General features: G+C 62.8%; 19 protein-coding genes and 1 tRNA gene. 5 read left to right on the top strand and 15 right to left on the bottom strand.

Annotation, left to right across the window (positions count from 1 at the left end; all coding sequences use genetic code 11):
• Nucleotides 1-225: 225 nt before the first annotated feature.
• The 3 genes from FHS54_RS04315 to FHS54_RS04305 all read left to right on the top strand — a co-directional run bounded on the left by FHS54_RS04315 (nucleotide 226) and on the right by FHS54_RS04305 (nucleotide 4,645).
• Complete coding sequence (locus tag FHS54_RS04315) at nucleotides 226-2,412, top strand: TonB-dependent receptor (RefSeq protein WP_167302521.1); 2,187 nt, start codon at nucleotides 226-228, stop codon at nucleotides 2,410-2,412.
• Between the two features lie 88 nt (nucleotides 2,413-2,500).
• The gene (locus FHS54_RS04310; RefSeq protein ID WP_167302520.1) at nucleotides 2,501-3,493 is read left to right on the top strand and encodes an ornithine cyclodeaminase family protein; all 993 of its coding nucleotides are present in this window, start codon (nucleotides 2,501-2,503) and stop codon (nucleotides 3,491-3,493) included.
• A 6-nt stretch (nucleotides 3,494-3,499) separates the two neighbouring features.
• Nucleotides 3,500-4,645: an aminotransferase class V-fold PLP-dependent enzyme gene (locus FHS54_RS04305; protein WP_167302519.1), complete on the top strand. Its 1,146-nt coding sequence runs from the start codon at nucleotides 3,500-3,502 to the stop codon at nucleotides 4,643-4,645.
• 26 nt (nucleotides 4,646-4,671) lie between these two features.
• On the opposite strand, the gene FHS54_RS16535 is transcribed toward FHS54_RS04305, so the two are convergent.
• Nucleotides 4,672-4,800: a hypothetical protein gene (locus FHS54_RS16535; protein WP_279589126.1), complete on the bottom strand. Its 129-nt coding sequence runs from the start codon at nucleotides 4,798-4,800 to the stop codon at nucleotides 4,672-4,674.
• A gap of 58 nt (nucleotides 4,801-4,858) precedes the next feature.
• A tRNA-Ser gene (locus FHS54_RS04300) sits at nucleotides 4,859-4,950 on the bottom strand.
• A 234-nt stretch (nucleotides 4,951-5,184) separates the two neighbouring features.
• On the opposite strand from FHS54_RS04300, the gene FHS54_RS04295 reads away from it, so the two are divergent.
• Nucleotides 5,185-5,976: a DUF1134 domain-containing protein gene (locus FHS54_RS04295; RefSeq protein WP_167302518.1), complete on the top strand. Its 792-nt coding sequence runs from the start codon at nucleotides 5,185-5,187 to the stop codon at nucleotides 5,974-5,976.
• Nucleotides 5,977-5,981: 5 nt separating this feature from the next.
• Here the strand turns inward: FHS54_RS04295 and dinB are convergent, their stop codons facing one another.
• The 3 genes from dinB to FHS54_RS04280 form a co-directional block, all read right to left on the bottom strand.
• Complete coding sequence (gene dinB, locus FHS54_RS04290) at nucleotides 5,982-7,070, bottom strand: DNA polymerase IV (protein WP_167302517.1); 1,089 nt, start codon at nucleotides 7,068-7,070, stop codon at nucleotides 5,982-5,984.
• Nucleotides 7,071-7,132: 62 nt separating this feature from the next.
• Entirely contained in the window at nucleotides 7,133-7,660 is a 528-nt protein-coding gene (locus FHS54_RS04285; RefSeq protein WP_167302516.1) for a YceD family protein, read from the bottom strand.
• Entirely contained in the window at nucleotides 7,657-8,172 is a 516-nt protein-coding gene (locus FHS54_RS04280; protein WP_167302515.1) for a ubiquinol-cytochrome C chaperone family protein, read from the bottom strand. The genes FHS54_RS04285 and FHS54_RS04280 overlap by 4 nt, the downstream gene beginning before the upstream one ends.
• Before the next feature lie 140 nt (nucleotides 8,173-8,312).
• Here FHS54_RS04280 and FHS54_RS04275 point away from each other — a divergent pair, with 140 nt between their 5' ends.
• A complete protein-coding gene (locus tag FHS54_RS04275; RefSeq protein WP_167302514.1) occupies nucleotides 8,313-8,831 on the top strand; it encodes an outer membrane protein assembly factor BamE in 519 nt (172 codons plus the stop codon).
• 25 nt (nucleotides 8,832-8,856) lie between these two features.
• On the opposite strand, the gene FHS54_RS04270 is transcribed toward FHS54_RS04275, so the two are convergent.
• The 10 genes from FHS54_RS04270 to FHS54_RS04225 form a co-directional block, all read right to left on the bottom strand.
• Nucleotides 8,857-9,768, bottom strand: a complete 912-nt coding sequence (locus FHS54_RS04270) for an NAD-dependent epimerase/dehydratase family protein (protein WP_167302513.1) — start codon at nucleotides 9,766-9,768, stop codon at nucleotides 8,857-8,859.
• Entirely contained in the window at nucleotides 9,765-10,748 is a 984-nt protein-coding gene (locus tag FHS54_RS04265) for an ATP-grasp domain-containing protein (RefSeq protein ID WP_167302512.1), read from the bottom strand. Before FHS54_RS04265 ends, FHS54_RS04270 begins: the two co-directional genes overlap by 4 nt.
• Nucleotides 10,745-11,461 (bottom strand): metallophosphoesterase family protein, encoded by a 717-nt coding sequence (locus tag FHS54_RS04260; RefSeq protein WP_167302511.1) that lies wholly within the window; start codon nucleotides 11,459-11,461, stop codon nucleotides 10,745-10,747. The genes FHS54_RS04265 and FHS54_RS04260 overlap by 4 nt, the downstream gene beginning before the upstream one ends.
• A 14-nt stretch (nucleotides 11,462-11,475) precedes the next feature.
• On the bottom strand, nucleotides 11,476-12,612 hold the full coding sequence (locus tag FHS54_RS04255) for a glycosyltransferase (protein WP_167302510.1): 1,137 nt from the start codon (nucleotides 12,610-12,612) through the stop codon (nucleotides 11,476-11,478).
• Nucleotides 12,613-12,615: 3 nt separating this feature from the next.
• Nucleotides 12,616-13,485 carry a sulfotransferase domain-containing protein gene (locus FHS54_RS04250; RefSeq protein ID WP_243855604.1) on the bottom strand — a complete coding sequence of 290 codons (870 nt, stop codon included), beginning with the start codon at nucleotides 13,483-13,485 and terminating at the stop codon, nucleotides 12,616-12,618.
• A 5-nt stretch (nucleotides 13,486-13,490) separates the two neighbouring features.
• A complete protein-coding gene (locus tag FHS54_RS04245) occupies nucleotides 13,491-14,627 on the bottom strand; it encodes a glycosyltransferase family 4 protein (protein WP_167302508.1) in 1,137 nt (378 codons plus the stop codon).
• A 120-nt stretch (nucleotides 14,628-14,747) separates the two neighbouring features.
• Entirely contained in the window at nucleotides 14,748-15,983 is a 1,236-nt protein-coding gene (locus FHS54_RS04240) for an outer membrane beta-barrel protein (protein WP_167302507.1), read from the bottom strand.
• On the bottom strand, nucleotides 15,983-16,558 hold the full coding sequence (locus FHS54_RS04235; RefSeq protein ID WP_167302506.1) for a polysaccharide biosynthesis/export family protein: 576 nt from the start codon (nucleotides 16,556-16,558) through the stop codon (nucleotides 15,983-15,985). Before FHS54_RS04235 ends, FHS54_RS04240 begins: the two co-directional genes overlap by 1 nt.
• 121 nt (nucleotides 16,559-16,679) lie before the next feature.
• Complete coding sequence (locus tag FHS54_RS04230; protein ID WP_167302505.1) at nucleotides 16,680-17,525, bottom strand: sulfotransferase family protein; 846 nt, start codon at nucleotides 17,523-17,525, stop codon at nucleotides 16,680-16,682.
• 22 nt (nucleotides 17,526-17,547) lie between these two features.
• Nucleotides 17,548-18,792: a DegT/DnrJ/EryC1/StrS family aminotransferase gene (locus tag FHS54_RS04225; RefSeq protein WP_167302504.1), complete on the bottom strand. Its 1,245-nt coding sequence runs from the start codon at nucleotides 18,790-18,792 to the stop codon at nucleotides 17,548-17,550.
• Between the last annotated feature and the right edge of the window lie 8 nt (nucleotides 18,793-18,800).

Below are 18,800 nucleotides of genomic sequence, written 5' to 3'. Positions count from 1 at the left end.
TTCATTTCTCTTCCCATACCCCTCCGGGCATCGACCCGACCGCCGCGCGCCCGGCAGTCTATCAGCCGATGCGGCAATTGCGACACTATGATGAAAATAATTTGACATACAAGCCAAAACAGACATTATGTCTAAACACTTCGCGGTTCGGCTCGCACGGACATGGGGGGCATGTCGGGTGGAGAGTTCATAGAACCCTGCCGAAGGAAGAGGAAGGAAATGGCCATGATCATGAGATCGATGATGTTGGCTGGGGCGGCTATGTCCGTTCTGGCTGCTGGACAGGTTCAGGCGCAATCCGCGCCCGCGCCCGCGCCGGAAATGGGCGCCGTTATTGTGGTGACCGCGCAGAAGCGTCTGGAGCGTGCGATTGACGTGCCGATGTCGCTCACCGCTGTGAATACGCAGGAACTTGCGCAGCAGAACCTTGTTCAGCTCCGTGATTATTTTGCGCGCATTCCGGGCCTCAATCTCAATGGACGCAATTCAGGCGTGACCACGCTTGCGATCCGTGGCTTGACCACCGGCGCGGGCAGCAACCCGACGGTTGGCGTGACCATCGACGATGTTCCCTATGGTTCGGCGTCGTCGGCAGGCTATGGCGATCAGCTGACAGCGGATCTGGATCCGTCCGACCTCGACCGCATCGAAGTGCTGAAAGGCCCGCAGGGCACGCTTTACGGTGCCAGCGCCCTGGGCGGCCTGCTGAAATATGTGACGACCGATCCCAACACGCAGGAATTTTCCGGCCGGGTGCAGGCCGACGCGTCCACGGTCGCCCACGGCGAAGAAGGCTTTGCCCTGCGCGGCGCGGTGAACATTCCGTTGATCGCCGACGAACTGGCGCTGCGGGTCAGTGGTTTCTACCGCAACGATCCGGGCTATATCGACAATGTCCTGACGGGTGAGCGCAACACCAATGACGGCCATGCCGAAGGCGGGCGCGTATCGCTGTTGTGGAAGCCTTCGCCAGCGGTGCAGGTCAAGCTGAACGCCTTGCTTCAGAACACGCGGACCCATGATTCAGGCACGGTCGATACCGATTTCAACCTCAACCCGATCTTCGGCGAATATGAGCACAGCCGGATTGCGGGAGCCGACAGCTTCAGGGGCAAGGTGCGCTTTTATTCGGGGACGGTCACTGCCGACCTCGGCCCGGCAACGCTGACGTCGCTGAGCGGTTACACCGTGAACGACTATTCTGGCTACACCGACGTTACCTACACCTTCAATCGGTTTGCCGCCAATCCCGCTGCCGGGATCAGCTTTGCCAACCGGTTTAAGACCAAGCGTTTTTCGCAGGAAGTGCGCCTTGCGTCCAATGGCAAGCAGTCGATCGACTGGCTGGTCGGTGGCTTTTTCACCAGCGAACGGACGTTGGGCCGCCAGACCTTTAACGAGGTCACGCCTGAAACATCCGAATTCCAGACCCTGCTGGGCAATTACCGCTATCCCTATCGCTATCGGGAATTTGCCGGGTTCGGCGATCTGACCTTCCATTTCGGCGAAAAGCTGAGCTTGCAGGTTGGTGGCCGTTACGCGCAGAACAAGCAGCGGTACAACGAACAGGGCAATGGTCCGCTGGATGGCGATTACACCATCCCGACGCGGCGGATTTCCGGTTCGGCCTTCACATGGCTGGTGTCGCCGAGCTTCAAGATCACCCCCGACGTCATGGTCTATGCCCGCGCGGCATCCGGCTATCGTCCCGGTGGTCCGAACTCGAACGCCGGCGGGGTCGTGCCGCAGAAATATGATCCCGATCGTGCGATCAACTACGAACTGGGCCTGAAGGGCAGCTTCCTGGATGGCGGGCTGGTGCTGGAAGCATCGGGTTACTGGATCGACTGGACCCGCATCCAGTTGCTGCAACGCGACGCGACCGGCAACACCTTCTACGCCAATGGCGGCAAGGCGGTCAGCCGTGGCTTCGAAGTGCAGACAACGGCGCGGCCGGTTACGGGAATGACCGTCGCGACGGCGCTGACTCATACCGACGCGAAGCTGGAGGAGGACGTGCCCAACGCCACCATCTACGGCAGGAAGGGCGACCGGCTTCCCTTCTCCGCGAAGTGGCAGGCGAGCCTGGCGGTCGATCAGGTCATTCCGCTCAGCACGGATGTGCAGGGCAGCCTGGGCTTCACCGTCGCTTATCTGGGCGGGCGGATCGGCGAGTTCAACTCGCGCGTGACGCAGCCGCGCCTGCCGCTGCCCGGCTATACGACGCTAGACCTGCGGGCAGGGCTGGAGTTCAACGGCGGCGTGCGCGTGCAGCTGTTCGCGAAGAACCTGACCGACAAGCGTGGCTATGTCAGCGGCGTGCCGCGTGACACCATCGCGAAGAATGCGCCGTACCAGCTGGGCTTGATCAGCCCACGCACCATCGGTGTGTCGGTCGCCAAAACCTTCTGATCCCGCGAGCGGGTCGCAGGACGATGCCGGGCGGAATATCGCCGCCCGGCATCGTTACTTGGCCTTTCATGAATGATACGAGTATATTTTGAATAAGACGATCGAGCATCCGCAGGTGCGTCCGCCGCTACGCATCACCCGAGCGCAGTTGGAACGCCACCTTGCGCCTGACGGGGTACTGGCCGTGGTCCGGCAAGCGTTGATCGATCATGCGGCGGGCGAATACGCCCTCCCGGCACCCACGCATCTTACTTTTGCGGGCGGCGACTGCCACATTAAATCAGGGTTCCTAAAGGGCGGGGACAATTTCACGATCAAAATGGCCACCGGCTTTTACGGCAATCCGCGCAAAGGCTTGCCGAGCGCCAATGGTCTGCTGCTGCTGTGTAGCCAGGAAACGGGCTTCCCGCTCGCCCTGTTCGAGGATGAGGGCTATCTGACCGCCTGGCGCACGACTGCTGCTGCCATTCTGGGCGTGCAGGTCGCCGCTCCGTCTGGCCCGCTCCGCGTAGGAATTGTGGGCAGCGGGCTTCAGGCAGAGTTGGCGGCGCAATGGCTACCGGATTTCTGCGATGTTGAAGGCATCGGGATTTGGGGCCGAAATGGCGATCGTACGAGCGGTCTTGTGTCCCGATTGAACACCTGTCCCCCCGCTACGGCATATGATGACCTAAGGGCGCTTTGCGACTGGGCCAACGTCCTCATCGCGACCACTCCGTCGCCTGAACCGCTGATACGGTCGGAATGGGTCAAGCCAGGAACTCATATTGTCGCACTGGGTGCCGACAATCCGGGGAAGGCGGAACTCGACCCGCTGCTCGTCGCGCGTTGCGCCTTGATCGCGACCGACGATCATGGCCAGTGCCTGCATCATGGCGATTTCGGCCATGCCGTGCGCGCGGGGCTGGTACGCGAAGATGCCGACCGACCGCTGGGCGAGATGCTGTCCGCGACCTCTCCTGCGCCATTTATCAGAGAAGCGAATATGATCACGATGGTCGACCTGACCGGCCTGGCCGCGCAGGACGACGCTATTGCATCTTTCTTCTATCGTGCGATGACCGCTGCCCACGAGGAGTGATGCGGCATGGCAGACCTACCCCTGTCCGAACTCGCGGCGGCGCAATTTCCCGATTTGGGCCGCGTCGCGCTGAACGGCGCGCGCTGGCATCCGCTGCCGCGCGTCGCGGTTCAGGCGATGGAGGAACATGCGCATTTCCGGGCGGCTGATGGGGGCTGGGGAGAAGATATCGGATCGGCTGCGCAAGGGGGTAGCCGCGCCGCATTTGCAAGGTTGATCGGTGCTGCGGCGGAAGATATCGCCCTCGTCCCCTCCACCACGATGGCGGAACAGATGGTCGTGCGGGCGCTCGCCCTGCCTGCGAGCGGTGCCATCGTCACCGACCTCATGCATTTTGACGGCTCGATCTGCTTCTACGATTCTCTTGCGGCCAAAGGCGCGGACGTGCGCATCGTGGAGCCGCGCGATGGGCGCATTCACCTAGACGATATCGCAAAGGCACTTGAGCGGGGCGAGGTTCGTCTGATTGCCGTGTCGGCCATTTCCAACATGACGGGCTTCTGCCATGACTTGGCGGCATTGACGGAACTAGCGCACAGCCACGGCGCGCTGGTCTATGCCGACATAATCCAGATGGTCGGTGCCGTCCCCTTCGACGTCACATCGACGGGCGTCGATTTCTGTGCAGCCAGCGGCTATAAATGGCTGATGGGCGATATGGGGCTGGGGTTCCTCTATGTCCGACCGTCTGTGGTGCAGCAGTTGGAGCGCCCGCTGCTGGGATTTCGCCAGATCGCGCGCGACATCATGCCCTGGCCGCCCCTGACTGGGACCGAACGTCGGTGGGAAATGGTCCCTGGTCCCATTGGATTGTTCGAAGGGGGAAGTCTGCCGGTCACCGCCGCGATATCGTTACAGGCTTCCATCGGACTGATCGAAAGCATCGGCGTGGATGCCATCGCAAAGCATCGTGCGCTCCTCCTCCAGCAACTGGACGAAGGTTTTGCGGCGATGGGCTATCCGCGGATCACGCCTACCGACAGCGTTGCGCCATTCATCGTCTATGACACCAGACATGACCCACTGCTGGGAAAGCGGTTGAAGGCCGCCAATATCCACGCGGGAGCCATGGACGATATTCTGCGCGTTTCCGTCAGCATTCACAATGATGCTGAAGACATAGAAAAGCTGCTGGCAGCCCTTAAGGCTTAAGGCGCGCCACGCGCGACCGCATTTTGTCAGATTGCGCAGCGGTTCTCCGGCACCTCAGGAACGCGCTCCCATTGATAGGTATCGACCATCTCGTCGCGTGGCAGATAGCTCAGGTCGAATTCGTCACCGTCCCGCTGGGTTAGTTTCTGGTCCATGTTCCCTGGATCAGGTCCTGCTCTGGTGATTCGGAACGAATGTGAAAGGACAGCGTGTTGGCGGAGACGGAGGGATTCGAACCCTCGGTGCCGAATTCTCAGCACGACGGTTTAGCAAACCGTTGGTTTCAGCCACTCACCCACGTCTCCAAACATGGCCTGAACGCCCGCTTGGGGCGGGACAGCGGCTAGGCGGATTGGGCTATAGCGGCGGCTTTTGCCCATGGCAACGGTCCTGTCGCACGAAAATTGTTGAGAGTAGCTGGCGGCGATTCGTTCCGGCGCGGAATCGACTCCGGTCGCCGTTCGTTCATTGTCGTTTCAGCTTGAAACGGGATAATCTGCGGGATGATAGAAGATCGGGCAAAACAGGGAATGGCGGGCATGATCGGAACGATGAAGCGGGCGACGGCACGCGTGACGCGATTGAGCACGCTGATCCTGGCGATTGGCGGCGTTGCACTGGCACCGGTCGCCGCGCAGGCCCAGATACGCACGATCGACCCGAACAGCGCCATTGATGCCGATCTCGCCCCAGTGCCGCCCCAGAACAGCGCGCCCACCGATCCGGGCATCGATCCTGGTGTAACGCCGGGCCAGACGACTCCAGAACAGGCTCCCCCCGTATCGGACAGCACCGCCACCGGGGCACCGGTCACCGCCAACTCACCCCCGGCTGCTCCGTCTTCCAGCGAATCCTATCAGGAAGATGACCTGATCGGTGCTGCCGAAGGCGTGTTCGGCAAGGGCGCAGAGGGCCTGGCTGGTCTGATCGAAAAGATATTGAAGGACCAGGGCCGCCCCAATGCCTATATCGCCGGGCGGGAGGCGTCGGGCGCATTCGTCGTCGGCCTTCGCTACGGATCCGGCACGCTCAATCATAAGGTGGAAGGCACGCGTCAGGTCTATTGGACTGGCCCGTCGATCGGCTTCGATGTGGGTGGCAACGCGGCCAACACCTTTGTCCTCGTCTATAATCTCTATGACACGCAGGATCTTTATCATCGGTTTCCCGCAGCAGAGGGCACGGCCTATCTGGTGGGTGGCTTCACCGCCAGCTATCTGCGCTGGGGCAGTGTCGTGCTCATCCCGATCCGGCTGGGCGTCGGATATCGGCTGGGGATCAATGCGGGCTATATGAAATTCACTGAAAAGCGGAACTGGCTGCCTTTCTGAAGGCGCTACAGAATGAGGCTGAGCTGCGGCCCCGGCTCTTCGCTCTCTTCATGATCCAGATTGTGAACGCCAAGGCCCAGTAGCCTTGCGCCCATCGGCAAGGGCAGTTGCGCCCGCAGCAGCGCGCGGCCCGTTTGCGCGAGCAGATCGGGTGAGCGCACCGGCGCGGTAAAGCTTTTGGATCGCGTAATGATGCGAAAATCGGCGAACTTGATTTTCAGCACGACGGTTCGACCATAGGCGCGGCTTCTTTCGACCCTGGTCCATAGGCTGGCGGCGATCCGCTCCACTTCGGCGACCAGCGCGTCCTCTGCAACGAGGTCGCCGAAAAATGTGTCCTCCACGCTGACGGATTTGCGTTCCTGCCGTTCATGGACTGGCCGGTCATCTTCCCCCCGCGCGGCGCGATAGTAGAAGGGGGCGGCGCTGCCGAAATGCTGTTGCAGGAAGGGCAGGTCGCGCGCTCGCAGGTCAGCGCCCGTCTCTATGCCCAGCGCCTGCATTCGCCGCGCCGTCACGGGACCGACGCCGTGGATGCGGCGGACCGGCATCCTGGCCATGAAGGCTGCACCCTCGCTCGGACGGACGACGCACAGGCCATCGGGCTTGTTCTGGTCCGACGCCAGTTTGGCGATCAGCTTGTTATAGGACACGCCGGCAGAGGCGGTCAGGCCGGTTTCATCGCGGATCATGCTGCGAATCTCTTGGGCAATCACCGTCGCCGACGCGATGCCTGGCTTGTTGGCGGTGACGTCCAGATAGGCTTCGTCGAGCGACAATGGCTGGATGATGTCGGTGAACCGCGCAAAGATCGCCCGTATTTGGGACGATGCGGCGCGATAGGCCTCAAAACGGGGCTTAACGAACAGCAGGTCCGGGCAGAGCCGCCGTGCCCGTGCGCCGGGCATGGCTGATTTTACGCCGAACAGGCGCGCTTCGTAGCTGGCGGTCGCGACCACGCCGCGCGGCCCACCTCCGCCCACGGCGATCGGCTTGCCGCGCAAGGCCGGATCATCACGCTGTTCGACCGATGCGTAAAAGGCATCCATGTCGACATGGATGATCTTGCGCGTGCCGGTCGGCGGGGTTTCCATGGCGCGCGACTATGGCACGGCAGGAACGAAAGGGAAACATGATCAGCGCTCAGCCGTCTCGTTTATTTCTTGTTCTTGAGCGACAGCAGCGCAGCAAACGGGCTGGCCTGCTCCTCCGTTAGCACCCCTGCTTCGCGAAGATGGGCGTCCGCGTCCGGGGAGCGGGGGTAGGGCGTCATGGCCAGCGCGACCGTTTCCGCGACGGCTTCCCCCATGTCGATCACCTGCCCGTCATAGCCGATGACGTCGCAATCGTCCGAATCGATCTCCAGCTCTTCTCCTTCGCCACCGGTCTCGTTTTCCGTGACGAAGCGCAGCACAAAGTCGGTCTCGATGCTTTCGGGGACGGGGAGTCCGGTTGCGACGCAGGGCTGCACCAGTTCCGCGCGCAGACGTCCGCGTGCCGATACACCGCCCGCGTCCTCCGTCAGGCCATATTCCGCCTCCAGCCGGTCGAGGCTCAGCAGATGGAATCGGCGGGCCAGCGCTTCCCGCTCGGCGGATTCGGCGCTGATCGTCACGCCCTGGGCATGCCGGGCCAGCTGATCCATGCGGACGGGGCGGGAAAATTCGGGGGTAGGGGATGTCATCCCAGCTCTCCTGCAATTAGCGCGTCGCGCGCGACCGTGCCAAGGCTGACCCAGCGCGAACGCAGGCGCGATTCGACATGAGCCAGCGCGTCAGCAGCGGGCGGCGACCCGCGATAAAGGTTGCGCGTCAACGCCTCGCTCAGTTCCGCTTCGCCCGCCAGGGCTGCGCGATAGGCGGACAGGCGACCGCCAAGGGCGCTGACCATGCGGCCGATATGCTTGCCGACGACCACGTCGCCAATGCCTTCCTGTCGCAGCTGTCCGTCCATGTCGTCGATAAATAATTCCGTCAACCACACGCTTTCCTGCGCCGCGTCCAGGCTTTCCAGCCGCATCAGCACCTGCGCCAATATGGCGACGATCATGTCGAACCGCCCGTCGACCGTGTCGGGGACCTGCCCTTCCAGATACCAGTGGGGCTGGCGGCCCTCCTGAACAATGGCCTGATAAAGCGGCTGCATCGCACTCTTGGGATCGTGGCTTGCGAACAGGCGCCGGAAAAGCTTTGGCATGACGTGTCTGTTTCCTGGATGAACCGAACGAGGCCCCCTTGCCGGGGTCCGCTCATTTCCATATTGATCGGCGAGCCGCCCGATGCAATGGCGGCGTCAGCTTTAAGGATTCCCGGGTCCCGTCCCGGCAGGAGAAGTTCATGCGCCAGTTCAGCCGACAGTCCCGCAGCGGGCGGATCTTGCTCGCGGGTGGCCTTGTGGCGCTTGCGCTGGGGATGTCGGGTTGCACCCGCATCCGCACGCATCAAGGGTATCAGGTCGACAAGCTGCTGGTCGATTCCATCCAGCCGGGCGTCGACAACCGCGCATCGGTGGAAGGCACGCTGGGGCGTCCGACCTTCGCCGCGCAATTTGGCGATCAGGACTGGTATTATGTGTCGCGCGACATGCGCGCGCTGGCCTTTTCCAACCCGAAGCCCGTTGCGCAGACCATCCTTCGCGTCCGTTTCGATGCAGCGGGCAATGTCGCCGCAGTCGACCGTATGGGACTGGAGCAGGTCGCCAAAATCTCGCCGAGCGGTGACAAGACGCCGACACTTGGCCGTCATCGCAGCTTGTTGGACGAAATTTTTGGCAATATCGGCGCCGTGGGTGCTGGTGGCATGGGCGGAATGGGCGGCGGTGGTGGCAGCAACACCGGCGGCCCGAACGGAAGCTGAGGAAAACGCCTTTCCAGTCCGGTCTCTAGGCGTCGAAAGGCACTTGTCCCCGCGATTCCAGCATCGCGCGTAGCCCCAGGCCGATAGATTTTGGGCGATAGCCCAAGGCTTTCAGGCGATCGATGTTGAGCGCGGGAAAGCCCCATTCCGATTCGCCCTCCGTCATGTCCCGGCGGATCGGCGATCGGGTAAGATCGGACAGTGCCTGCGCAAGTTCGGCGATGCTGGTTCGCGCCCCACTGCCAACGTTGAAGGGACCAGACGAATCCCTCTCCAGCACCAGCAACAACGCGTCGATGACGTCATCGACCAGGACCAGGTCCGAACCGAAGCGGCCTGATCCCACGACCCGGATCGGTTGCCCAGCCTTCGCCGCCCGCACCATATTGCCCAGTGCGCCGCTTTCCTGACCTGGTCCGTAAACCGAACCAAGCCGCAAGGTGGCAAGCGTCAGGCCTGCAGTCCGGCAATATTGCCCGGCATAGATTTCCTGCATGATCTTCGAGCCAAGATAATAGCCCCGGCTTGACGGGAACAGCGCCGAATCCTCGTCCGGGGGCTGGCTGGTGGGGGCGTAGGCGTTGGCGCTGCTCGTCTGGACGACATAGGCGACCCCTGCCCGATCCGCCATCTCCAGCAGGTGAAGCGTTCCCAATGCGTTGACGTTCCAGCAGTGCGCGGCCTCCGCAGGATCTTGATGATCGCGCGGAATATAGGCTGCCAGATGGATCAGCGCGTCGCACCCTTCCAACAAAGGTGCGTGTGGATCGACGGCGCGCAGGTCGAGCGGTCGGAACTCATCCCCCGCTGCCGCAGCCAAGGGCCTTTGTCGGCCGAGATGGCGGATGCGATAGCCCCTAGCTCTGGCGGCATGGGCGAAATGCCCGCCGATAAACCCGGACCCACCCGTCAGCGCGAGGACAGCGCCCGGTTTCACCGGACAGCGTCGATGCGATCCTGCGGGACGAACATTTCGTCCAGATAGCGCAGGATCACCCCGGATCGAATCTTTGGCTGCACGATCGGGGTGTCGAACAGCAGGCGGCGTATGCACATTTCCACTTCGTTGAATCCGGCCATCGCGCGCAGCGGCGTGGTGCCGGAAAAACGGGCGTTGATTTCAAAAACGCGCGGCTTCCCCTGCGCGTCGGTGCGAAACTGGAAGTTGGCGGGGCCATGGGGCCGCAGCGCGCGGCCCAGCAATCGAACCTGTTCGTTCAGTTCGGGATAGTCGCCGGTATAGGCGCGATAGGTATTGCCGTCGCGAAGATCGCGTCGCATCACGATCGATGCCTGCACATCGTCGTCGAAGAAGAGGACGCTGGCGGTATATTCGCTGTCGGGATCGCCGACGCATTCCTGTATGACCAACCCCTCCCGATCAACGCGCGCCTGTTCGAGCGCGTCCCTGTCATGCACCACGGACACGCCCACCGACCGAGCGCCGACGCGCGGCTTGACCACCAGCGGGAAACCTATCGCCGCCACCAGTTCTTCCACGCCTTCATCATCCAGCCCACAGACCGAGCGCGGGGGATTGAGGCCGACGCTTTGGAAAAAGCGCGCGGTTTCCAGCTTGTCGTCGGCAATCGCGACAACGCGCGGATCGCTGACGATCACATGGGTGCCGAACAGCGATTCCAATCGTTGCCGCTGCTCCGCAAAGAAGGAGAGCTCGATGTCCGTTCCCACCAGCACGACATCTGGCCGCTCGCGGTCGAGCAGCTCATCGATGCGCTCGCCAAATGCTGGGTCATGGGCCAGTGGAAGGCGGTAGGCGGCGTCGGCCCAGTAGAGGCCGGATGAAAGAGGGTTGGGATCGGCGGCGATCAGCGTGCAATCCAGCGTCGATTGCCGCAGCGACTTGATAATGCCCTGACCCAGAACGGCTCCGGCGCCCGTGACCAGCGCCTTCATGCAAAAAACCGGCAGAGCCGCTCCCGTGTCGATGCCGTCATGCTGGTGGCGTGGATCGCCTTCATATAGTCCTCCGGATTGAAACTGATGGGGCGGGAGGCGACAGTGACCTGCTGCTGGTCTAGCGTCACCATCGCCCATTGCGGCGTTCGATCCTGGTCGTCCCGCGGCTGGCCCAAGGAGGCGAGGGTGAAGATCGTCGCCGCATCGCAATCATAGCGCCGCATTCGGTGGGAATGACCAAAAATGCCGAAACTGTAGCCGCGCTCTGTCAGTGCCGGGGACGCTGCCTGGGCATCTTCGATGGAGCGGATGTAGCGCCAGTCGCCGAACGAATAGGGATTGGCGTGGGCGGCGAACAGCGGCCCTTGGCTCCAGTCCTTGCGCCAAGCGAAGCGGTCCATCGCTCCTGCTGGCACGCGCTGCGCGGTCCAGTCGACGCTTTCGCGCAGCCAGTCGGGCAAGTCGGCGGCATAAGCCGCTGCATCCGCGTCCGCCATGTAGAGCAGATCGTGATTGCCGCTCACCAGAATCGCGCCGTCCCGATCCACGGCATCCTGAACCAGATCCAGCGTCTCTGCCGGCTGGACGCCGTAGGTCAGCAGGTCCCCCAGGATCAGCATGGCATCAAACCCTTCCGCCCGCGCAGCGGAAAGGGCTGGTTCCAATGTGCCGCTGAGCGCATGGATGTCCGTTAGGACGGCAATTCGCATGGTTTCGCTCATGATCATCCGGTGGCGGCAACCTGCCGGGGAAGAGGCGCGCCGTCCCGCCTGCCGCGCAGGTCGCCATACAGCGTCAGATGAGCGTGGGCGCACCGTTCGATAGAAAAGCGGCGTGCGCTTTCCAACGCTCCGGCGGACAGCGCCGCATAGGCCGCCTCATCCGACAAAGCAGTAGCCATGGCGGCGGCCAGGGCCTGGGCATCCCCTGGCGGCACCAGTTCGCCATTCACGCCCGGAATGATCATTTCCCTGTTGCCCGCCACGCGGGTGGCCACCATCGGCAAGCCACTGGTCGCGGCTTCGATAAGGGAAATGGGAAAGCCTTCCCATAGCGAACTGTTCACAAACAGGTCCGCCTGACGCATCAGCATGTCGACGTCGCCCCGCGCGCCCAGCAATTCCACATGCTCGCTCGCGCCGGTGGCTTCGACCAGCGCCTGCAGTTGCCCCAGCATCGGCCCGCCCCCGGCGATGGCTATGCGCGGCTTGCGCCCCTGAGGGGCCATGGCGGCCGCCAGCAACCGGGCGGCACGCACCAGCGTCGGATAATCCTTTTGCTCCGACACGGTGCCAACGGCCAGGATTCGCGGGTCCCGCGCCAGTACCCGACGGGGTCCTGCCGCCTGAAATCGTGGATTGGCAGCATTCCAGATCAGTTGGATGGGTTTGCGGCTATGCTGCCGCAGGGTCGCCTCGCATTGCTCGCTGATCGCCACATAGCCGTCCACGATCCGGTTGAAGACGTGGAAGGCCATAGGCGGAAAGGACAGGCGGCTGTTGTGGTGGGTCAGGATCACCGGCACCTGCGGGCGCGCAAGCGCCATGACGGGGAGCGCGCGGGCTGTATGGCTGTGGATGACGTCGGGGCGCGTGGTCCGCAGGATCTGGCGCAGCCAGCGCGCGCCTGTGATCCATGCATTGCGGTTGTGAAGACCGAGCGATAGCGCATGTCCGCCCGCCTGCCGGATGTGATCCATCATCGCGGATTCGGTGTCGCAGTCGTTGCCGATCCGGGACGCGTCGCTCAGCGCGATGACCGTCGCGTCATGGCCGGTCGCCGCAAACCGTTCGGCCAGGTCTCGCGCCAGCATCTCTGCACCGCCGGACGTGAAACTGGTGATGATCGAACAGATGCGCATCGGTCACCGGCCTTCACGGAAGGACTGAAAGTCGGGGTGCGTGATCGCAATCAGCGCCCTGGCTTCCGGCGACAGTTCGCGGCGGCAACGCTCCACGATCAGATTGGCCTGATCCTCCCGAAGCCACTGGCCGAAGGTTCCTGCCTTGCCGCTGCGCATCCGCATGCTTTGTGAATCGGTGCGGTCATAGTCGTGGCCTGGGATGCCGCTATCCCGTTCCTTGTCGCGCATCCGGTCGAACTGCGCGGCGGTGACAGCTCTCGCCAATATGTCGGGCCGTGGCTCCTCGCCAAGGAAAGTCAGGATGCCGGTTACCACCTGTTCGGGATTGGCGAGCATCTCTTCATAGCTGATGACGTGATGAGGGTGGCTTTTCAGCCCCTCTGCCCAGCTATTGAGGTAGGCAATCAGGGCGTGCAGGCCATAATGTTGTTCCGACAGGAATGCGTCCATGTCGCCCGAAAAGCTCTTCTTGTGCCGCGTCGCGTGGAAATAGGCCGACACGATCACATCGCGTGGGTCGCGCACCAGGAACAGCACCGGCCTGTCGAGGAAAAGCTGTGGGCGGTAGGGCAAATGGCTCACAGGCACGAGCGGCAGGTCGGCCTTCGCGCCGCGCCCGATAAAGGCATCGACGCCGCGCACCGGATCACGATCGAAATTCGGCAGCACGCCAAAGGTGGTGGTAAGGTCGGGTTCAAACCCCAGCCCGGCGCTTTCCGCGAAATAACAGGATAGAAGATAGCGCAGCCACGTCCGCCCGCTTTTGGGGTAGGATACCAGAAAAGCGTCGGCGCTCGCGGCCACCATGCGCAGATAGGGTTCGTCGCGCCACCGCTGCCTTACCGTCCGCGCCAGGGTCTTCAACATCATAGCGTTCATTGCTCCGCCCCAACGGGATGATCTTTCAACACTTCGAAAATGACCGACCGCCAGCTGGCGAGGATATGGTCCATGTCGAACAGCGTCATGCGCGCCTTCGCTTCGATGCTCAGCGCATCGCGCCGCGCGGGATCGCGGCACAGTGCGGCCATGGCATCGCCCAGCGCCGGAACGTCGCCATTGGGCACTAGCACGCCGCTGCGGCCCTGCTCGATCATTTCCGCTGGCCCCCAGGGACAATCGAACGAAATGACCGGCAGTCCGCCCGCCATCGCTTCACCCACCACAATGCCCCAGCCTTCAAAGCGGGAAGACAGGACGAACATATCCGATTGGGCGATCCATTCGCCTGGCTGGTGGGTAATGCCGGGCAATGTGACTCGGTCGGACAGGCCCAACCTGTCCCTCTGGGCTTCCAGTGCGGCGCGATCTGGCCCTTCGCCCCAGATCACCAGCCGCCAATCGGGAATGTCGGCGGCTACGCGGGCGAAGGCGTCGATCAGCCGGTCGAACCCCTTTTGCGGCACCAGCCTGCCGACCGCCCCGATGGTCCTGCCGTCCGACATGTGCGGCATGGCGGCGGCAGCCGGCGGCGCCGGATTGGGGATGACCCAACCCCGCACGGTCATTGTGCGGTCGAAATGATCCATCGCGCCCTGGGTCATGGTGACCAGCCCCGCCGATCGCGGATAGGCCCATTGGCGCAGTTTGCTCCAAACGGTCCCCAAGGTTTGCAGTTCAGGATTGTTGCGTTCAGACACGATCACCGGGACACCGATCCGACGGGCACTCCACACCGACAGAATGTTGGTTCGCGTAAGGAAGCTCACCACCAGATCGGGTGCGGCTTCCTCAAGCGCGGCTTGCAGCCTCTGCCGCCGCTTGAACATGGTCAACGCTGCGGCGGGGGCGGGCCTGCGGCGGGATCTCATGCCCAGGCGCACGATCCGAACAGCCGGATGGTGGCTGTAATAGGTCGGGGTCGTCTCATCCTCGAACGCGATCAGCCGGACGGTCCAGCCCAGCGCCGCAAAATGATTGCACAACAGGCTGACTATATGTTCCGATCCGCCAGCTCCCAGACCTGGAAGGACGAAAGCGATGTTCGGCGGTCGGCTGGCGCGGACGAGCATCAAGAATCCTTGTTTACAACATCATGTTGCTACCAAGTTTCTGAGCCGGGGACGTTTAAGTCCATTGCGCGTAGGGGGTAGGCGGCGACCCTTCGGATGAAAGGGCCGCCGCACAATGGGTTAGTAGTGGAGCCGAAGTATCAGCCCGGCACGGACCCGTTCGAATTCATCGAACGGGACGGAGCTTACGCGCTTGGAATAGCGTATGTCGGCTGCGATCGCGATACGGCGGTTGAGCGAATATTCCAGCTCTCCGGTGACGCCGTAGATCTTCTGGACGTCGCCTGCGCCAAAGAATTTGCTGCGGCGATAGACCAGGCCCACTTCGCCTCGCAGATTGTGGCGAACCTCCTGTTGAACGCCCAGTCGGAAGCGCATGTCTTCGCGGGATTGCACGCCGGTGCGGTAGGTGGCGACGTTGCCGATGAACCCGTCCAGCGTGATGGCCGTGCGCGTCTGCGGCGAATAGGTCATGCTGACCTGTGCCGAAAGACGGGTGCGCGCTTCGATCGACGAATCCTTGGGATCGAACCGATAAAGGCCGACGGCTGCGTCGCCGCGAATCGTGCCCCCCGGATCAATGGCGACCCCCACGCGACCGCCATAGGTGGATGAATCGCGGTCGGGGCTGCCGAACGGCGTGATCCGGTAATCCCGCTTGGACACGAACCCTTCGACAAAGCCGTTCATCAGCGGCGTTGCGCGCACCAAAACGCGCCCCAGAACGCCGAAATTATCAAGCTCGCGATCATCGTCCAGGGCGCTTAGATAACGGGACCGACTGGCAGTGCCGCGCACCATGACGCCGAACCGCGTCCCTTGGCGGGTGTAGGACAGGTCGCCATTCACGACATTGAGCTTCCGTGGGCCGATCAAGGTGTTGACGCGTGCTTCAGGCTCGCCGCGATCCTCTATGACACGGCTCCAACTGGCCGCAGCCGTAACCTTGTCAGCGGCGGACGGCGTCCAGGTCGCCCCTGCGGCGACCTGTCCCGCTTCGGCATTTTCGCGGTCATACTGAAAATAACGGCGAAAATTGCCGACGGCGCGGGCCGAAAGCTGCAGCGTGCCGCCTGATCGGACCAGCTCCACATAGGGGTTGACCAGCAGCTTGAAGTCATCCTTTTCATCGGACGGCTGGGCATAGATGTTGCTGTCATATTCCAGCCGGGTATCGACCCCGATCGTGGCGGTTGCAGTGCCCAGCCGCAAAGGCGTGGGCACGAACAAGGCGGATGGAACGTCCAGGAAGGTTTCGGCGGATCGAAGATCCTGTGCATGGGCAATGGTGGCTGGCAGTGCGCTGCCGGCGACCACGATGGCGATGGCGACTTGCGCCGATGACCGGTTCTGCATCAGAACCACTTCTCATAGATGCGGATCGTGTCGCCGGGCTGGATCATGTCGCGCTCGCTGGCCCGGCCTTCAACCTGCCTGCCGTCGACCATGCGCGTGACCCCGACATTGCCCTGCTGGGCGCGGAATGTGTAGCCGCCCGCCGCTGAAACAGCCGCAAGGACCGACATGCCGGCGCGATACTGATATTCGCCGGGACTTTTGACCTCTCCCAGTACGTAGAAGGGGCGCAGTTTCACCGGCTGCACGCTGACGGTCGGAGCGTTCAGCAACTGCCGCTGGGTCAGTAGCTCTGCGATGCTGGCTTGCAGTTCCGGCACGGTCTTGCCGTTGGCGGGAACATCGCCCAGCACCGGCAGGGCGATCTGGCCCCGGTCGTTGACGACATAGCTTGCCTCGGTCGCGCCGGTCGGCGTCAGGCCCGGAATGGAAACCCGGACTTCATCGCCAGCGCCCAGACGGTAGGCGACTGTCGGGGCGGGCGGTAGGCTCGCCAGATTTGAAAGACCGCTGGAACAGGCTGCCGTCAGAACGAAAATGCCAAGGCAGACACTATGGGTGAACCGCTTGCTCATCTGTTTCCCCTCTCAACTGACAAGTGGAGTGTAAGCCTTTCCGGCACGTTGCGGCGAGCAATTTCGTATCGGGCGCAGGCGAAAAGGGGATATTTCGCCAGCGCATTTGGAACATTTACTTCTACGCCGCCAGGCGGGACTTTTGTTTCCAATGACTTAGGTCGCGACCGATCAGTGTTTCCAGATCATCAATGTCTCGCGCATAATAGTCCATCATGCGCGTGCGCAATGCGCCTGGCAGCGGTGGATATTGGATCTGACGGGCGAACAGTCCCCGCACCTTTTCGAACATGCTGTTACCGCGCAGCGGTCGGGCTGCATCCTTGAGCGGCGCCAAGGCGGTGCGCACGGGCAGCGGCAGGAACCGCTCGCTGCTGTCGTTGCGCGGACTCGCGCCCACTTGCTTCGAATAATGGCAGGGCGCGCCGACATGGGCGCTGACCGTCGCCACAGTCTGTTCAGGCGCGGCCTTCACATCTTCGAACAGGATGATCTTGATCTGGTCGGCGCTGAAATGGTCAAGCCAGCGGCGGAGGTGACGGGCATAGAGGCCATCTTCCAGGAAGCGCGGTTGATCGCTTGGCCGCCCGTCCAGATAGGCTTCCGGTCCCTGCGTCACGGTGCCACGCCGGAACAGCATCTTATAGTCGGAATAGGCGCGGTCGACGGGGTTGCGCAGCTGCACGACCAGCCGGGCCTGCGGCAAAATCGACGCCATGCGCGCGGCCGCCAGCGGATGGGCGAGATAGTCGGCGGACTTTTCGCCCAGCATCTGGCCCGGCGCTGCACCGTCGAAGAAGCGGCGATAATGATCGAGGCCGCAATCATATTCCTGGCTGAAGAAATGCGGCTCCGGGGCAGGCAGATAGACCGCAGGATTGTCCCTCAACTGGTTGTGAATCCAGGTCGTGGCACCCTTGACCGCGCCGATGATAACGAAATGTGGCAGGCGATGATTGATCGTCATATGTCGTGCGCCTCGCGTTTCCTCATTTATCCAGTTCGGCCAGCGCGATCCGCAGGCAATTGGCCATGCGGCGCATGTCGCTTTCGTCCAGCAGATGGTCGACCGGAAACGCGATGCTGCGCCGCCCTGCCTCACGCGCGGCGGCCAATGCGCCGTCGCGCCGGGGGTGGATTTCGTCGAATGCACCCTCCTGCGACATATCCGCGCAGGACCCGCTGCCCACCGGCATGCCCATGCGGCACATCCGGTCGATGATGGGCGTGGTCGTTCCATCTTCCCCTAGCCGCTTCGGGTCGATCGTGACGTAAAGTCGGTAGAAGGCGTGGCCGACATGATCAGGGATCATCGGCACCTCCACGCCCGGCTCGTCGGCCAGGAAGCGGGCCAGCGCATCCGCGTTGCGCCGTCGCCTGGCGATCCAGCCGGGAAGCTTCGCCAACTGCGCCCGACCGATGGCCGCCTGCATTTCGGTCATGCGCCAATTGGTGCCGAAACTGTCATGCAGGTAGCGAAAGCCGCTCTTGGTCGGGGGGCTAAAGAATTTATCGGGATTCTTGCCATGGTCCTTATAGGCCCAGGCCCGTTTCCAGTGCGCCTCTCTGCGCAGCAGCAGCATGCCGCCTTCGCCGCCTGTCGACATGATCTTGTCGGTGCAAAAGGAAAAGGCCGCAGCGTCGCCCAGCGATCCTGCCATCTGGCCGTGCAGGCTGGCCCCATGCGCCTGGGCGCAATCCTCGATCAGCCACAATTCTTCCTCGTCAGCCAGCGCGCGCAGGGCCGTCATGTCGCAGGGCCAGCCACCTAGATGGACGCACAGGATCGCGGCGGTTCGCGCGGTGACCATCCTGCGCGCCGACGCTGGATCGATGCCGTTGGTGACGGGGTCTATATCGGCGAACACAGGCGTTGCGCCCACCGCGACGACGCAGGCGGCAGTCGCGAAAAAGCTGCGGCAGGGGACGATGACCTCATCGCCCGGTCCCACCCCCAACGCGCGGAGCGCCAGTTCCAGCGCAACGGTGCCGTTCGACACGGCAATGCCATGGGACATGCCACAGAAGGCGGCGAATTCGGCTTCGAACTGGCGCGTCTGTTCGCCATGCATCATCGAATTGACCCGCCCGGTTTCGAGCAGCCGAACCACGGCGGCTATTTCGTCCGGCTCGTGCTGGGGCCAGCGCAGTTCTGCATGGTCAAGCGGACTCAACCGCTCGTCGCCCGGCAGGCTTTGGACGGTGGAAAGGGAAGCGGCGGCGGCTTGGATCATGGGTTGCT

Source organism: Sphingobium vermicomposti, assembly GCF_011762025.1.
In the GTDB taxonomy this organism is placed as follows: domain Bacteria; phylum Pseudomonadota; class Alphaproteobacteria; order Sphingomonadales; family Sphingomonadaceae; genus Sphingobium; species Sphingobium vermicomposti.
The sequence above is the reverse complement of the archived record's forward strand: the minus strand, read 5'-3'. Positions and strand labels throughout refer to the sequence as shown.

Excerpts from the sequence above, each read along its gene's own strand:
- dinB (WP_167302517.1), bottom strand. The coding sequence starts at position 7,070 with ATGGAAACCCCGCCGACCGGCACGCGCAAGATCATCCATGTCGACATG.
- FHS54_RS04305 (WP_167302519.1), top strand. The coding sequence starts at position 3,500 with ATGGCAGACCTACCCCTGTCCGAACTCGCGGCGGCGCAATTTCCCGAT.
- FHS54_RS04295 (WP_167302518.1), top strand. The coding sequence starts at position 5,185 with ATGATCGGAACGATGAAGCGGGCGACGGCACGCGTGACGCGATTGAGC.
- FHS54_RS04235 (WP_167302506.1), bottom strand. The coding sequence starts at position 16,558 with ATGAGCAAGCGGTTCACCCATAGTGTCTGCCTTGGCATTTTCGTTCTG.
- FHS54_RS04240 (WP_167302507.1), bottom strand. The coding sequence starts at position 15,983 with ATGCAGAACCGGTCATCGGCGCAAGTCGCCATCGCCATCGTGGTCGCC.
- FHS54_RS04245 (WP_167302508.1), bottom strand. The coding sequence starts at position 14,627 with ATGCTCGTCCGCGCCAGCCGACCGCCGAACATCGCTTTCGTCCTTCCA.
- FHS54_RS04260 (WP_167302511.1), bottom strand. The coding sequence starts at position 11,461 with ATGCGAATTGCCGTCCTAACGGACATCCATGCGCTCAGCGGCACATTG.
- FHS54_RS04280 (WP_167302515.1), bottom strand. The coding sequence starts at position 8,172 with ATGCCAAAGCTTTTCCGGCGCCTGTTCGCAAGCCACGATCCCAAGAGT.
- FHS54_RS04315 (WP_167302521.1), top strand. The coding sequence starts at position 226 with ATGATCATGAGATCGATGATGTTGGCTGGGGCGGCTATGTCCGTTCTG.
- FHS54_RS04250 (WP_243855604.1), bottom strand. The coding sequence starts at position 13,485 with ATGATGTTGAAGACCCTGGCGCGGACGGTAAGGCAGCGGTGGCGCGAC.
- FHS54_RS04285 (WP_167302516.1), bottom strand. The coding sequence starts at position 7,660 with ATGACATCCCCTACCCCCGAATTTTCCCGCCCCGTCCGCATGGATCAG.
- FHS54_RS16535 (WP_279589126.1), bottom strand. The coding sequence starts at position 4,800 with ATGGACCAGAAACTAACCCAGCGGGACGGTGACGAATTCGACCTGAGC.
- FHS54_RS04265 (WP_167302512.1), bottom strand. The coding sequence starts at position 10,748 with ATGAAGGCGCTGGTCACGGGCGCCGGAGCCGTTCTGGGTCAGGGCATT.
- FHS54_RS04275 (WP_167302514.1), top strand. The coding sequence starts at position 8,313 with ATGCGCCAGTTCAGCCGACAGTCCCGCAGCGGGCGGATCTTGCTCGCG.
- FHS54_RS04225 (WP_167302504.1), bottom strand. The coding sequence starts at position 18,792 with ATGATCCAAGCCGCCGCCGCTTCCCTTTCCACCGTCCAAAGCCTGCCG.
- FHS54_RS04230 (WP_167302505.1), bottom strand. The coding sequence starts at position 17,525 with ATGACGATCAATCATCGCCTGCCACATTTCGTTATCATCGGCGCGGTC.
- FHS54_RS04255 (WP_167302510.1), bottom strand. The coding sequence starts at position 12,612 with ATGCGCATCTGTTCGATCATCACCAGTTTCACGTCCGGCGGTGCAGAG.